The sequence below is a fragment of the Deltaproteobacteria bacterium genome, assembly GCA_013151915.1.
Lineage (GTDB): Bacteria > BMS3Abin14 > BMS3Abin14 > BMS3Abin14 > BMS3Abin14 > BMS3ABIN14.
Window position 1 is genome coordinate 13,137 of sequence record JAADHJ010000006.1, and the last position, 13,975, is coordinate 27,111.

A 13,975-nucleotide genomic window follows, 5' to 3' on the forward strand; every position below is an offset into this window, starting at 1 on the left:
AGATGGCTCGAAGAAGGGTCGCAAAAAAGCGGGAAATTCTTTCGGACCCCAAGTTCCACGATAAAACGGTCACCAGGTTTATCAACAGCGTTATGCTCGGTGGTAAAAAAAGTGTTGCCGAAGCTATTTTCTACGATGCCATGGACATTATCTCCGGCAAGGTGGATGAGGATCCCCTTTCGGTTTTCAAAAAGGCCATGGATAACACCAAGCCGGTCCTGGAGGTCAAATCCAGGCGGGTGGGAGGAGCTACCTATCAGGTCCCCGTTGAGGTCCGTTACGACCGCAAACAGGCTCTGGCCATCAGGTGGATCATAGCCAGCGCGCGAGGCCGTTCTGAGAGGACCATGAAGGAACGGCTTGCCAATGAACTGGTCGACGCTGCAAACAAGCGGGGTATATCGATCAAGAAAAAAGAGGATGTACACCGAATGGCTGAGGCCAACAAGGCCTTTGCGCATTACCGGTGGTAATCAGGCCCAGCCGGATTAAATAACCCGGCGGTAGATGAGGATCAGGCTTTGCCCAGGCAATATCAGTTAAACAAGCATCGCAATATCGGCATTATGGCACATATCGATGCCGGTAAGACGACGACCACGGAGAGGATCCTTTTCTATACGGGGGTATCCCACAAAATGGGGGAGGTCCACGATGGCGCTGCCGTTATGGATTGGATGGAGCAGGAACAGGAGAGGGGAATTACCATCACCTCCGCCGCGACCACCACCTTCTGGAAAGACACCCGGATCAATGTCATCGACACCCCGGGTCACGTGGACTTTACGGTTGAGGTTGAGCGTTCACTGAGGGTCCTGGACGGCGCCATTGCTGTCTTTTGTGCCGTGGGGGGCGTGGAGCCCCAGTCAGAGACCGTCTGGCGGCAGGCTGATAAGTATATGGTGCCCCGCATTGCTTTTGTCAACAAGATGGATCGAACGGGCGCTGACTTCACCCGTGTTGTCGAGCAGATAGGCAAACGTCTTGGCGCCAACCCCGTTCCCGTACAGCTGCCCGTCGGGGCGGAGGACCGGTTCACGGGTGTTGTCGACCTTGTCCGCCATGTCGCCTATTACTTCGATGAAGCTGCGCTCGGCGCTAAAGTCAGGGAAAGTCCCGTCCCCGAGGAGATGGAAGGGGAAGTGGCCGAGGCCAGGGACGAGCTTCTGCAGGCCCTTGCCGAGGTCGACGACTCCTTGATGGCGAAGTATCTCGAGGGGGATGATATAGGTGAGGAACAGATAAAATCCGCCCTTCGCAAGGGAACCCTGGAACTTTCCCTCGTGCCTGTATTGTGCGGTTCGGCCTTCAAGAACAAGGGCGTTCAGCCTCTTCTAGATGCCATCGTGGATTTCCTTCCATCCCCGGTGGATGTGGCTGCCATAAAGGGAATTGAATCGGACACCGGAGAGATCATCGAGATCAAGGTTGACGACGACGAGCCTTTTGCAGCCCTTGCCTTCAAGATAATGACGGACCCCTTCGTAGGGCATCTAACCTTCGTTCGCATCTACTCCGGCCATCTTGCAGCCGGCAGTTACGTTCTGAACTCAACCACCGGCCGCAAGGAACGCGTGGGCCGGCTGCTGAAAATGCACTCTAACAAGCGCGAAGACATCAAGGATGTCTATTCCGGGGATATCGTCGCCTGTGTCGGCCTGACGAAATCATTTACCGGCGATACGCTCTGCGACCCCCAAAGACCTGTGCTCCTGGAGCAGATGGATTTTCCTGAACCTGTAATCTCCATCGCCATCGAACCGAAGACGAAGACCGACCAGGAGAAGCTGGGACTGGCCCTGACCAAGTTGTCGCAGGAGGATCCTACATTCCGGGTTAACACGGATCCCGATACCGGGCAGACTCTTATCTCCGGCATGGGCGAACTTCACCTGGAGATCATCGTGGACCGTCTCATGCGGGAGTTTCACGTCGGTGCCAGCGTGGGCCGGCCACAGGTGGCATACAGGGAGACAATTACCGCCGTCGTCAAGGCCGAGGGGCGCTTTATCAAGCAGTCCGGCGGGCGGGGACAGTATGGTCACGTATGGATTGAGCTGGCCCCCAACGGTCCGGACGAGGGATTTACCTTCGAGAACAAGATTGTGGGCGGTGTCGTCCCCCGGGAGTATATCCCCTCGGTGGAGAAGGGAATCATCGAGGCTATGGAACAGGGCGTCCTTGCAGGTTACCCTGTGATCGATGTCAAGGCGACTCTTTACGACGGGTCCTACCACGAGGTGGATTCATCGGAAATGGCGTTTAAAGTCGCGGGTTCCATTGCCTTTAAGGAAGGGGTCAGGAAAGCCGGCGCCGTTCTGCTCGAACCCATAATGGATGTGGAGGTTGTTGTGCCCGAGGAGTATATGGGTGATGTCATGGGTGACCTGAGTGGTAGACGCGGGAGAATTTCCAGTATGGAGGACAGGGCAGGTGCGAAGATTATCAGTTGTCTGGTGCCCCTTGCGGAAATGTTCGGCTATGCCACTGATCTTAGGTCCATGACTCAGGGAAGGGCTACCTACACCATGCACTACGCCCATTACGAAAGGGTACCACAGAGTATCTCCGAGGAAGTCATGGCCCAGTCCGGGGTCGCATAAAGATGCCGTCGGTACGGTTAGCTCAAGGAGGAGAAGATGGCTAAGGCGAAGTATGAGAGGACGAAGCCGCACATTAACGTAGGTACGATAGGCCACGTGGATCATGGCAAGACGACGTTGACGGCAGCGATAACGAAGTGTCTGGCGAACAGTCAGCTTGCGACGTTTGTCCCGTTTGACGAGATTGACAAGGCACCGGAGGAGCGGGAGCGTGGTATTACCATAGCGACGGCCCACGTGGAGTATGAGACGGCCAACCGTCACTACGCTCATGTGGACTGTCCCGGGCACGCCGACTATGTGAAGAACATGATCACGGGCGCGGCTCAGATGGACGGCGCGATTCTGGTGGTATCGGCAGCCGACGGTCCCATGCCTCAGACGCGGGAGCACATATTGCTGGCGCGTCAGGTTGGGGTTCCTTACATAATTGTGTACATGAACAAGGTTGACATGGTTGACGATCCTGAGCTTCTGGAGTTGGTGGAGCTGGAGGTTCGTGAGCTTCTGTCGCAGTACGATTTTCCTGGTGATGACATACCTGTGATCCAGGGTTCGGCGTTAAAGGCGTTGGAGCATGGCTGTGGAGATTCGGATTGCAAGGACTGCGGGTCGATTTTTCAGTTGATGGACGCGGTAGACGCGTACATTCCTGAGCCTGAGCGTCCCATAGACAAGCCGTTTTTGATGCCTGTGGAGGATGTTTTTTCCATATCGGGCCGAGGCACGGTTGCAACGGGCCGGGTGGACCGTGGGATCATCAAGGTAGGCGCTGAGGTGGAGATTGTGGGGATTCGTCCAACCCGCAAGACGGTTGTCACCGGTGTGGAGATGTTCCGCAAGCTTCTTGACCAGGGTCAGGCCGGCGACAACATCGGTCTTCTTCTTCGCGGAGTGAAGCGTGAGGAGGTAGAGCGCGGCCAGGTTGTGGCGATACCCGGCACGATCACGCCGCACACGAAGTTCAAGGCTGAGGTGTATGTTCTTACGAAGGAGGAGGGTGGCCGTCACACGCCGTTTTTTGATGGATACCGTCCTCAGTTCTACTTCCGCACGACGGACGTGACCGGTGTCGTAACCCTTCCTGATGGCGTGAAGATGGTGATGCCCGGAGACAACGTCTCGGTGGATGTGGAGTTGATTACCCCCATAGCCATGGAGAAGGAACTTCGCTTTGCCATTCGCGAGGGCGGCCGTACCGTGGGCGCCGGAGTGGTCAGCGAAATTGTTGATGAGTGATATTTCCCCCTTTTTGGCCACAAACAGCGGCCGGAGGGAAATTAGAGGGAGTAAATGGTGATGGAGCAGCAGAAAATACGGATAAAACTCAAGGCTTACGATCACAGGATCCTTGACGCGTCGGTTGGTGAGATTGTCGAGACCGCCAAGCGTACGGGAGCCAGAGTCTGTGGGCCCATCCCCCTTCCCACCATGAGGAGCATTTACACGGTGCTTCGCTCTCCCTTCATTGACAAGAAATCAAGAGAGCAGTTCGAGATCCGCGTCCACAAACGCATGCTCGACATCGTGGAACCCACTCCCCAGACTGTGGATGCGCTTATGAAACTCGATCTTTCGGCCGGTGTGGATGTGGAGATTAAACTTTCCTAGATAGGGGATGGCCATGCCTCAGGTGGATATCTACAACGTAAAGAAAGAAGTGATCGGGAAGGTGGACCTTGCTCCTTGGTGGGATGAGGATCCAAACGGGGCCCTCATCCATCAGACCGTTGTATCGGCCCTTGCCGGTGCCCGGAGGGGCACTTCCTCCACCAAAACCCGCTCGGATGTCAGGGGTGGCGGTCGTAAGCCTTTCCGTCAGAAGGGAACGGGACGTGCCCGGCAGGGGACTATCCGCGCTCCCCAGATGAAGGGCGGAGGCGTGGTGTTCGGTCCGCTGCCCCGGGACTTTTCAAAATCGATCAACAAGAAGATGAGCAGGAAAGCCGTCAGGAACGCCCTTGCCTACCGGGCAGGTTCCGGGACGCTTGTTGTTTTGGACAAGGTGACGCTCGATGCGCCGAAGACCCGTGAACTGGTTGAGTTCATGGATCGCATGGACGTAGTCAGTGCGCTGCTTGTCGTCGAGGAGATTCAGGAGGATCTTTCCAGGGCCTCCTCAAACCTGTCGTGGGTCAAGGTCGTCACCGTGGACCACATCAACACCTATGATATTCTGGCCTTTGAAAAGCTGATTGTAACCAAGGGCGCCCTGGATGCTTTGGAAGGAGCGCTAACCCGATGAAACCATACAACAAGATAATCCTCCGGCCGCTTCTCACAGAAAAAAATGCCGGGATGAAGGAACTGGAAAACAGGGTGGTATTCGAAGTGGCCAAAGACGCCAACAAGCTGGAGATCAAGGGGGCCGTTGAGGAGGCATTCAAGGTTTCGGTGGAGGCCGTGAATATTCTGAACGTCAAGGGCAAGGTTAAAAAGCTCGGACGAAACCTGGGTAAAAGGCGAAACTGGAAGAAGGCGGTGGTTACCCTCAAGGAGGGCAGCGTCATCGAGTTCTTCGAGGGCGTTTAGGGAAAAATCGGGAATGGGAGATAGATAATGGGTATCCGAAAACTCAAACCAACATCGCCCGGGAGGCGTTTTCAGACAGTGTCTGATTTCGCCGAGGTTACCACAAGCACCCCCGAAAAGAGCCTTCTCGCCCCATTAAGAAAAACCGGGGGGCGCAACAACCTGGGCCGTGTTACAGCGGGACAGAGGGGCGGCGGGCATAAGAGGCGCTATCGAATCATCGATTTCAAGAGGAACAAGCATGATATCCCGGCCAAGGTGCGGTCCATCGAGTACGATCCCAACAGGTCGGCATACATCGCTCTTCTGGTCTACGCCGATGGTGAGAAAAGATATATCCTGGCCCCGCAGGGCCTGAATGTAGGTGACGTTGTTCAATCCGGAGAAAAGACGGATGTTCGGCCTGGGAACGCAATGAAGCTGAAAAATATCCCGTTGGGTACCCATCTCCATAATATCGAGCTTAAAGAAGACAAAGGCGGCCAGATTGTTCGGAGCGCCGGCGGGTTTGCCCAGTTGATGGCCAAGGAGGGTGAATACGTCCACCTCAGGTTGCCGTCGGGGGAAATCAGGCTTGTTCGCCGTGAGTGTATGGCCACCCTCGGCGAGGTTTCCAACCCCCAGCACGAGATCATTTCCATTGGCAAAGCGGGGCGTAACCGCTGGCTTGGCAGGCGGCCCAATGTGAGAGGGGTTGCCATGAACCCGGTTGACCACCCCATGGGGGGAGGAGAGGGAAAAAGCTCCGGTGGCCGACATCCCTGTACGCCCTGGGGTGTTCCCACGAAGGGATACAAAACCCGCAAAAACAAGAACTCCGACCGCTATATCGTAAAGCGGCGGTCCTAGAATGGGAGGATAAAATTGGCCAGGTCCATCAAGAAAGGGCCATTTGTGGATGACCACCTGATGAAGAAGGTCACCGTCATGATCGAGGGCGGTGATAAGAAGGTCATAAAAACGTGGTCCAGAAGGTCGATGATCATTCCCGACATGGTCGGGTTTACCTTCGCCGTCCACAACGGCAGAAAGTTTGTCCCGGTGTTCGTTTCCGAGAATATGGTAGGGCACAGGCTGGGAGAGTTTTCCCCCACCCGTACCTATAAGGGCCATACCTCCAAGTCGGACAGAAGGGGCAAAAAGTAGCGGCCTCAGTCGGTTTCTGAGACCTTCAAGCTGGTTTGAGGCGAGGAAGAGTTCATGGAAGCACATGCAAGGGCAAAATACGTGCGGGTGACCCCCCGAAAAGTCCGGCTCGTCATGGATATGGTACGGGGGAAGGACGTTTCGGAGGCATTGAGCACCCTGTCGTTGGTGAGGAAGAGCGCATCTCCCATCCTGGCCAAGGTAGTCCGTTCCGCGGTGGCGAATGCCGAGAATACAAAGGGCATGGACGTGGAGCGGCTTTTCATCAAGACGGCATTTGTTGATGAAGGCCCGACCATGAAGAGATTCATGCCGCGGGCCATGGGGCGTGCAACGGTGATTCGAAAGAGGACCAGTCATATAACGGTTGTGCTTGGCGAGAGGTAAGGAGGCAGGATTTGGGTCAGAAAGTACATCCTAAAGGTTTCAGGCTTGGGATTATTCAGGATTGGGATTCCCGTTGGTACGCCGAAAAGGACTACGCGAAGCTGCTCCATGAGGATATTCGGATACGCCACTTCATCAAGGAGCGGCTTTTCCATGCCGGCATTTCCGAGATCATTATCGAGAGGACGGCCAAACGTGCCAGGATCAACATCCACTCAGCCCGTCCCGGGATTATTATCGGCAAGAAGGGCGCGGAGGTGGAGGCCCTTCGGCGTGAAATCAAAAAGATGACCGATAAGGACATCTTCATCAATATCATCGAGGTCCGCAAACCCGAAGTGGAGGCCCAGCTTGTAGCCGAAAATATCGCCGGCCAGCTGCTCCGGCGTGTTGCCTTTCGACGTGCCCTGAAAAGGAGCGTCGCTTCGGCCCTGCGTTTTGGAGCGGAGGGTATCAAGGTCATGTGCTCCGGGCGGTTGAACGGAGCCGAGATGTCGCGCAGGGAGTGGTACAGGGAGGGACGGGTTCCCCTCCAGACCCTCCGTGCTGATATTGATTACGGCTTTGCCGAGGCAAAGACCACCTACGGTATCATCGGCGTCAAGGTGTGGATTTTCAAGGGGGAAGTCATGCCCAAGAAGGGCAACGGAGCTGAAACTACCGCCTAGGAGATCAGGTTTTTCAATATCTGGTTCTGGATGGAGATTGTGTCATGTTGATGCCAAAGAAGGTTAAGTTCAGAAAGCAGCACCGGGGCCGGATGAGAGGCGCGGCCAGAAGAGGCAACATACTTAGCTTCGGTGATTTCGGGCTGCAGGCGCTTGAGCCCGGATGGGTCACCGCCCGCCAGATAGAGGCGGCGCGTATCGCCATCACGAGACATGTTAAGAGAGGTGGTAAGGTCTGGATCCGGGTTTTTCCCGACAAGCCTATCACCAAAAAACCCGCTGAAACACGTATGGGTAAAGGTAAAGGAGCCCCGGAGGCATGGGTCGCCGTGGTCAAACCAGGACGGGTTCTGTATGAGCTGGAAGGGGTTCCGCCCGGTGTGGCCCGCGAGGCCATGAGGCTGGCTTCCCACAAACTTTCCATAAAAACACGGATCCTCGTTAGGGAGGAAAGCTGATGAAGGCCCGTGAAATGAGAGATATGACTGTTGATGAGCTTCTGGAGAAGGAGAGGGAACTTTCCCTGGAACTTTTCAACCTTCGTTTCCAGCTTGCCACGAGCCAACTGGAAAACCCCATGCGTCTCCCGCTGACCAGGAAAAATCTTGCCAGGGCCAAGACCTTGCTGGTGGAAAAATCAGCTTCAGGTGAGAGGAAAGAGTGATGTCAGAGACGAAGAACACTCGGAACAGTAGAATCATCACAGGCACCGTTGTCGGCAACAGGATGGATAAGACGGCGGTTGTGCAGTCTCACAGGAAGGTTGGGCACAAGGTGTATCCGAAATTTGTCAGCCGTCGTGTCAAGTACAAGGTCCACGATGAGAAGAACAGCCTCAATGTCGGCGATACAGTCAGGATTGTGGAGACCCGCCCCCTGAGCAGGGGCAAAAGATGGCGACTTCTCGACATCCTGGAAAAGGCCCCGATGGGCCTGGAAAAATCTGATTCATAAAACTGATGACTTTGGAAAAAGTCATCAACGCATCCCATTGAGGGACGCGCAAATCGAAGATTTGTGAGGAAAGTGAAAATGACATTTTTCGCTTTCCGTGAAGTAAAAAGCCACTGATGGACTTTTTACGGCCTTGGAAAGAAGGGATTTAAGATGGTCAAGGTAGAGACGGTCCTTAGTGTAGCGGACAACAGTGGGGCCAAGAAGGTTCTTTGTTTCCGGATACTTGGAGGATCCCAAAGAAAGTCGGCCACCATAGGGGATATAATTGTCGTTTCGGTGAAGGAGGCCACTCCCGAATCCAAGGTGAAGAAGGGTGAGGTTCACAAAGCTGTCGTCGTCAGGACCAGGAAAGAGGTTCGGAGAGCCGACGGTTCCTACATCCGTTTTGACGACAACGCAGCGGTGATTATCAATGATCAGCGGGAGCCCGTTGGGACAAGAATCTTTGGTCCCATTGGTCGGGAATTGAGGGGGAAGAACTTCATGAAGATCGTTTCCCTGGCCCCAGAGGTCCTTTAAGGGAGATCCTAATGCCTGCAATGAGTGTTAGAAAAAATGATTTTGTCATCATCAACGCGGGGAAGGAAAAAGGCAAGAAGGGGAAGGTCCTCAAAGTTGATCATGACAAGGATCGTGTGGTCGTTGAGAAGGCCAACTTCATCAAGAAGCATACCCGTCCCGCCGGCTCCCAGAAGCAGGGGGGAATCATTGAAAAAGAGGGGACTATCCACGTTTCCAACGTCATGCTCTATTGCGAGAAATGCGGCAAGGGAGTCAGGGTGCGTCGGCGGAAACTGGATGACGGCACCACGGCAAGACTATGTGCCGGGTGTGGAGAGTCGTTTGATTGATCTTTCCTAAGTCCCGGAAAATGAACTGTACCGGTTTTTTTCGAGACATCTTGGTTAAGAGGAGTGTCGGTTGATGGATACGCTTCAGAAAAAATATCGGGAAGAGATAGTCCCGTCCATGATGAAGACGTTCAACTACAGCAACGTCATGCAGGTTCCCCGGGTAGAAAAGATCGTTCTCAATATGGGGTTGGGAGATGCTCTTCAGAACGCCAAGATCCTGGATACCTCCATGAAGGAGCTTGGCCAGATTTCCGGCCAGAGGCCGGTCCTGACTCGCGCCAAGAAGTCCATCGCCAACTTCAAACTGAGGGAAGGCAATCCCATCGGGTGCATGGTCACCCTGCGTCGCGGGCGAATGCATGATTTTTTCTACAGGCTCCTGAATATCGCTCTCCCACGGGTGAGGGATTTTAAAGGGACCTCCAACAGGGCATTCGATGGCCGCGGCAACTATACCCTTGGCGTGCGCGAGCAGCTCATTTTCCCCGAGATCAACTACGACGATGTCGAGGAGATCAAGGGAATGAACGTGACCATTGTCACCACTGCCGATACGGATGAGGAAGCCAAGGAACTGTTGAGGCTTTTTGGCGTTCCTTTCAGAAAGTAGAACGGGAGGAGAAATGGCGAAGGAAGCCCTGATTAACAAGGCCAAACGCAAGCCGAAGTTCGCCGTGAGGGGTTATAATCGTTGCCCTATCTGCGGCAGATCCAGGGGATACCTGCGAAAGTTCGGCATGTGCAGGATCTGTTTTCGTAACCGTGCCCTCGCTGGTGAAATTCCCGGCGTGGTCAAGGCCAGCTGGTAGGAGGAACACTGTCATGTCAATGACCGATCCTGTCGCGGATATGCTGACCCGAATCCGGAATGCCCTAATGGCGGGCAAGGAGAAGGTTGACATTCCATCCTCGTCACTAAAAGAGGATATCGCAAGGATTCTCCAGGAGGAAGGGTACATAAAAAGCTTCCGTGTTCTTAGTGACGATAAACAGGGTATTCTGAGAATTACCCTTAAATACTCGGAGGGCGAGACACCTGCAATCGTTCGAATCCAGAGAATCAGCAAACCGGGAGGCCGGGTTTACGTTGGGGCCAAAAAGATCCCCCGTGTTTTGAACGGGCTTGGTGTGGCGATACTCTCAACCTCAAAAGGTGTGATGAGTGATGCCCAGTCGAGAAGGGAAAACGTTGGCGGCGAGATCCTTTGCTACGTCTGGTAGGCTGCCCGGCCTTGTTTCGGGTGGGGCGATAGCTCTCGGATTGATGATGCGGCAGCGGTAATTACGGGGTAAAAAAAATGTCGAGAATCGGAAAACAACCTGTTGGGATACCCGATGGGGTTGAAGTAAGGATCGAAGGACGGCATTTCACTGCAAAAGGTGCCTTGGGGCAACTGAGCAGGGACCTGCCGATGGGTGTTGATGTGGAGATTGACAAAAGAGAGGTTCGGATTCTTCCGCCCTCAAGGCCCAAGGAAACATCGGCCATGCAGGGTCTTACCAGAACCCTGATCGACAATATGGTTCAGGGCGTTTCGAAAGGGTACGAGAAAGGTCTTGACATGGAAGGTGTGGGATATCGGGCTACGGTCAAGGGCGGGACCCTTGAACTCATGGTCGGATTTTCCAACCCGGTGGTTTTTCGGATCCCGGATGAAATCAAGACCGAGGTGGACCGGAATAACAGGATCACCGTCAAGGGGATCGACAAGGAAAAGGTTGGCCAGATCGCAGCCGATATCAGGGCTATCCGTCCCCCGGAACCCTATAAAGGGAAAGGGATCAGATATATCAACGAGCGAATCAGACGTAAGGCTGGAAAGGCCGGCATAACATAAAGTTTTGTCATGGAGCCGCCGGTTGCCGTCGCGGCCTCGGTTCGGAAGGTAGAGAAAGGGATTTTTTGTGGAGGATAAGGAAGTTGACTAATACCGAGAAGAAGAAAATGGCCCGTCTGAAAAGGCGTCGCAGAATTCGCGGCAAGATCAGCGGAACCGCCCACAGACCCAGGCTTTCGGTCTTTCGAAGCTCCCGCCATATTTACGCCCAACTCATTGACGATGATATGGGAACGGTCCTGGCCAGTGCTTCCACCATGGATAGGGAGTTGAGAGGAACCACAAAATCCGGGGGGAATGAAGATGCAGCGCGGAATGTGGGAAAGCTCCTGGCCAGGCGCGCGTCGGAGAAAAAGATCAACACGCTTACCTTTGACAGGGGTGGTTTTCAGTACCATGGCCGCGTAAAAGCGCTGGCTGATGCTGTCAGGGAGGGCGGTCTGAAATTCTAGACCGGTGACGATGGCGATTCAGTACGCCCGGGAAGGACGGTAGAAGCGACAATGAAGAGATCTTTAAAACAGCCACTCAGGGACCACAATATCGACGAGACCGAGATGATCGATAAGGTAGTATTTATCAATCGTGTCGCCAAGGTCGTCAAGGGCGGCAGAAGGTTCCGCTTCAGCGCTCTCGTGGTGGTGGGTGACGGCAAGGGGATCGCAGGTGTTGGTTCGGGCAAGGCCAATGAGGTTCCGGAGGCCATCCGCAAGGGTATCGAGAACGGCAAGAAGAGCCTTTACAAAATCCCTTTAAGCGGGACCACAATTCCCCATCAGGTTATGGGGCGATGGGGAGCAGCGAAGGTCTTTCTCAAACCAGCCTCTGCGGGAACCGGCATTATTGCCGGTGGGCCGGTGCGTGCGCTCATGGAGTCCCTGGGCATTAATGATATTCTTACCAAGTGCATCGGGACAAACAACCCGAATAACGTTCTCATGGCGACCATGCAGGGGCTTTTGAGCTTGAGAAGCGCGGAGGAGATCGCTAACGTTCGGGGCAAGAAAGTCAGCGATATCCTGCACGGCTAGGCCGGGAGAGAGAAAGATGGGCAAAATCGACATAACATTGGTGCGCAGCACCATCGGTAAACCCGAAAAACAGGCGCGGGTCGTGCAGAGCCTGGGACTGCGGAAGGTCAATCAGACCGTCAGACACGATGACAATCCCCGGATCAGGGGAATGGTGAACAAGGTTTCCCATCTGGTTCGCACCCGTGAAGTGGAGGACGAATAGATGCTGGATCAGTTAAAACCGGCCAAAGGTTCGGTAAAGAAAGGACGACGTGTGGGCCGCGGTATCGGCTCAGGGTCCGGTAAAACCTGCGGCAGAGGATCCAACGGGCAGGGCGCACGGTCCGGTGGCAGCGTGAAGGCCGGGTTTGAGGGTGGCCAGATGCCACTGCAGCGCCGGCTCCCCAAGCGTGGATTCACCAATCCCTTCCGCACGGAGTATTCGGTGGTAAATCTCAAGGACCTTTCCCGCATTACGGATGTTGATGTTGTGGACCCCGATCTGATGATTCGCTTCCGGTTGGCGAGGAAAGGTATGCCTGTCAAAATTCTGGCGGTGGGGGAACTGGATCGTCCGGTGACCATCAGGGCCCACAGGTTCAGCGCTTCCGCAGCCGATAAGGTTGCGAAGGCCGGCGGCAAGATAGAGATCATCTAGGGGGCAACGAGTTGCTGGAAAGCTTTCAGAATATATTCAAAATCCCGGAACTGAAGCGGCGGATCATCTTTACTTTCGCTCTGCTTGCCGTTTACCGCGTGGGAACCCATATCCCCACCCCGGGTATCGATGGCGTGGCGCTTGCGGAATTTTTCAAACAGGCCCAGGGAACCCTCCTGGGTTTCTTTGATATGTTTTCCGGGGGAGCTCTCCTGAGAATGACCGTTTTTGCCCTGGGAATAATGCCTTACATCAGTGCCAGCATCATCATTCAGCTCCTCACGGTTGTCATTCCTTACCTGGAGAGGCTTTCCAAGGAGGGGGAGGCGGGACGCCGGAAGATCACCCGCTACACCCGTTACGGCACCGTGGGCCTGGCGGCCTTTCAGAGCTTCGGTATTTCCATCGGCCTGGGGCAGATGACTTCCCCCGGCGGTGCGCCCGTTGTTCCCAACCCGGGATGGGGCTTCAGGATAATGACCGTGATCAGTCTTACTGCCGGAACCGCCTTTATCATGTGGATTGGGGAGCAGATCACCGAAAGGGGAATCGGAAACGGTATTTCGCTCATCATCTTCGCTGGGATTGTCGCCAGGATGCCCGTGGCCACGGGCCGGTCCTTCTCCCTGATGAAAACAGGTGAAATTTCCGCGTTTATCATGATTTTCATCGTTATCCTTATGATCGCTGTGGTGGCGTTTATTATTTTCATGGAACGTGGGCAACGCAAGGTGCCGGTCCAGTATGCCAAAAGAGTGGTAGGAAGAAAAATGTACGGGGGGCAGAGCACCCATCTCCCCCTCAAGGTCAACACCGCCGGGGTCATTCCGCCTATCTTCGCGTCTTCTATCCTCATGTTCCCCGCTACCATAGCCGGTTTCATAAAAAACCCTGTCATGAATGCCCTCGCCCAGACGTTTGCCCCCGGGAAAGCCCTGTATACCGCTCTTTATGTGAGTTTGATCATTTTCTTCTGCTATTTTTACACGGCAATACAGTTCAATCCCGTAGATGTGGCCGACAATCTGAAAAAGTATGGTGGGTACATTCCGGGAATCAGACCGGGAAGGAAAACGGCGGAGTACATCGACAGGGTACTTTCCAGGATCACCTTTGGAGGCGCCATTTACCTCTCTCTTGTCTGTGTCCTCCCATCGATCCTCTACCGTCTCTTTAACGTCCCGTTCTACTTCGGCGGGACCGGGCTTCTAATCGTCGTAGGCGTTGCCCTTGATACGGTAACCCAGATTGAGACACATCTTGTCACGAGGCACTACGATGGATTTCTCAAAAAGGGCAAAGTCAGGGGAAGGAGATAG

Annotated in this window: 24 protein-coding genes; all 24 read left to right on the plus strand. The window is 54.5% G+C overall.

Features of this window, described 5'->3' with window-relative positions; genetic code table 11:
- Nucleotides 1–2 precede the first annotated feature (2 nt).
- Nucleotides 3–473, plus strand: a complete 471-nt coding sequence (gene rpsG, locus GXP52_01005; protein ID NOY85862.1) for a 30S ribosomal protein S7 — start codon at nt 3–5, stop codon at nt 471–473.
- A gap of 48 nt (nt 474–521) precedes the next feature.
- Nucleotides 522–2,603: an elongation factor G gene (gene fusA, locus GXP52_01010; protein NOY85863.1), complete on the plus strand. Its 2,082-nt coding sequence runs from the start codon at nt 522–524 to the stop codon at nt 2,601–2,603.
- A 36-nt stretch (nt 2,604–2,639) separates the two neighbouring features.
- Complete coding sequence (gene tuf / locus GXP52_01015) at nt 2,640–3,842, plus strand: elongation factor Tu (protein ID NOY85864.1); 1,203 nt, start codon at nt 2,640–2,642, stop codon at nt 3,840–3,842.
- A 60-nt stretch (nt 3,843–3,902) separates the two neighbouring features.
- Nucleotides 3,903–4,214: a 30S ribosomal protein S10 gene (rpsJ, locus tag GXP52_01020; GenBank protein NOY85865.1), complete on the plus strand. Its 312-nt coding sequence runs from the start codon at nt 3,903–3,905 to the stop codon at nt 4,212–4,214.
- A 13-nt stretch (nt 4,215–4,227) separates the two neighbouring features.
- Nucleotides 4,228–4,848, plus strand: coding sequence for a 50S ribosomal protein L4 (gene rplD / locus GXP52_01025; protein NOY85866.1), 621 nt, complete (start codon nt 4,228–4,230; stop codon nt 4,846–4,848).
- Entirely contained in the window at nt 4,845–5,135 is a 291-nt protein-coding gene (gene rplW, locus GXP52_01030; GenBank protein NOY85867.1) for a 50S ribosomal protein L23, read from the plus strand. The genes rplD and rplW overlap by 4 nt, the downstream gene beginning before the upstream one ends.
- 27 nt (nt 5,136–5,162) lie before the next feature.
- Entirely contained in the window at nt 5,163–5,984 is an 822-nt protein-coding gene (gene rplB, locus GXP52_01035) for a 50S ribosomal protein L2 (protein NOY85868.1), read from the plus strand.
- 15 nt (nt 5,985–5,999) lie between these two features.
- On the plus strand, nt 6,000–6,281 hold the full coding sequence (rpsS, locus tag GXP52_01040; protein ID NOY85869.1) for a 30S ribosomal protein S19: 282 nt from the start codon (nt 6,000–6,002) through the stop codon (nt 6,279–6,281).
- Between the two features lie 54 nt (nt 6,282–6,335).
- Nucleotides 6,336–6,668 (plus strand): 50S ribosomal protein L22, encoded by a 333-nt coding sequence (rplV, locus tag GXP52_01045; protein ID NOY85870.1) that lies wholly within the window; start codon nt 6,336–6,338, stop codon nt 6,666–6,668.
- An 11-nt stretch (nt 6,669–6,679) separates the two neighbouring features.
- Nucleotides 6,680–7,336: a 30S ribosomal protein S3 gene (gene rpsC / locus GXP52_01050; protein ID NOY85871.1), complete on the plus strand. Its 657-nt coding sequence runs from the start codon at nt 6,680–6,682 to the stop codon at nt 7,334–7,336.
- 44 nt (nt 7,337–7,380) lie between these two features.
- Nucleotides 7,381–7,794, plus strand: coding sequence for a 50S ribosomal protein L16 (gene rplP / locus GXP52_01055; protein ID NOY85872.1), 414 nt, complete (start codon nt 7,381–7,383; stop codon nt 7,792–7,794).
- Nucleotides 7,794–8,000: a 50S ribosomal protein L29 gene (gene rpmC / locus GXP52_01060; protein ID NOY85873.1), complete on the plus strand. Its 207-nt coding sequence runs from the start codon at nt 7,794–7,796 to the stop codon at nt 7,998–8,000. Before rplP ends, rpmC begins: the two co-directional genes overlap by 1 nt.
- The gene (gene rpsQ, locus GXP52_01065) at nt 8,000–8,290 is read left to right on the plus strand and encodes a 30S ribosomal protein S17 (protein NOY85874.1); all 291 of its coding nucleotides are present in this window, start codon (nt 8,000–8,002) and stop codon (nt 8,288–8,290) included. The genes rpmC and rpsQ overlap by 1 nt, the downstream gene beginning before the upstream one ends.
- A gap of 153 nt (nt 8,291–8,443) precedes the next feature.
- Complete coding sequence (gene rplN, locus GXP52_01070; GenBank protein NOY85875.1) at nt 8,444–8,812, plus strand: 50S ribosomal protein L14; 369 nt, start codon at nt 8,444–8,446, stop codon at nt 8,810–8,812.
- Nucleotides 8,813–8,817: 5 nt separating this feature from the next.
- Nucleotides 8,818–9,144, plus strand: coding sequence for a 50S ribosomal protein L24 (locus tag GXP52_01075; protein ID NOY85876.1), 327 nt, complete (start codon nt 8,818–8,820; stop codon nt 9,142–9,144).
- Nucleotides 9,145–9,217: 73 nt separating this feature from the next.
- Nucleotides 9,218–9,757 (plus strand): 50S ribosomal protein L5, encoded by a 540-nt coding sequence (gene rplE / locus GXP52_01080; protein NOY85877.1) that lies wholly within the window; start codon nt 9,218–9,220, stop codon nt 9,755–9,757.
- 13 nt (nt 9,758–9,770) lie between these two features.
- Nucleotides 9,771–9,956 (plus strand): type Z 30S ribosomal protein S14, encoded by a 186-nt coding sequence (locus GXP52_01085; GenBank protein ID NOY85878.1) that lies wholly within the window; start codon nt 9,771–9,773, stop codon nt 9,954–9,956.
- A gap of 13 nt (nt 9,957–9,969) precedes the next feature.
- Nucleotides 9,970–10,368, plus strand: a complete 399-nt coding sequence (gene rpsH, locus GXP52_01090) for a 30S ribosomal protein S8 (protein NOY85879.1) — start codon at nt 9,970–9,972, stop codon at nt 10,366–10,368.
- Between the two features lie 77 nt (nt 10,369–10,445).
- Nucleotides 10,446–10,985, plus strand: coding sequence for a 50S ribosomal protein L6 (gene rplF / locus GXP52_01095; GenBank protein NOY85880.1), 540 nt, complete (start codon nt 10,446–10,448; stop codon nt 10,983–10,985).
- A 107-nt stretch (nt 10,986–11,092) separates the two neighbouring features.
- Complete coding sequence (locus GXP52_01100) at nt 11,093–11,437, plus strand: 50S ribosomal protein L18 (protein NOY85881.1); 345 nt, start codon at nt 11,093–11,095, stop codon at nt 11,435–11,437.
- Nucleotides 11,438–11,488: 51 nt separating this feature from the next.
- Nucleotides 11,489–12,016, plus strand: coding sequence for a 30S ribosomal protein S5 (gene rpsE, locus GXP52_01105; protein NOY85882.1), 528 nt, complete (start codon nt 11,489–11,491; stop codon nt 12,014–12,016).
- Nucleotides 12,017–12,032: 16 nt separating this feature from the next.
- A complete protein-coding gene (rpmD, locus tag GXP52_01110) occupies nt 12,033–12,221 on the plus strand; it encodes a 50S ribosomal protein L30 (protein NOY85883.1) in 189 nt (62 codons plus the stop codon).
- Nucleotides 12,222–12,656 carry a 50S ribosomal protein L15 gene (gene rplO / locus GXP52_01115; protein NOY85884.1) on the plus strand — a complete coding sequence of 145 codons (435 nt, stop codon included), beginning with the start codon at nt 12,222–12,224 and terminating at the stop codon, nt 12,654–12,656. It begins immediately after the preceding gene.
- An 11-nt stretch (nt 12,657–12,667) separates the two neighbouring features.
- Entirely contained in the window at nt 12,668–13,975 is a 1,308-nt protein-coding gene (secY, locus tag GXP52_01120) for a preprotein translocase subunit SecY (GenBank protein NOY85885.1), read from the plus strand.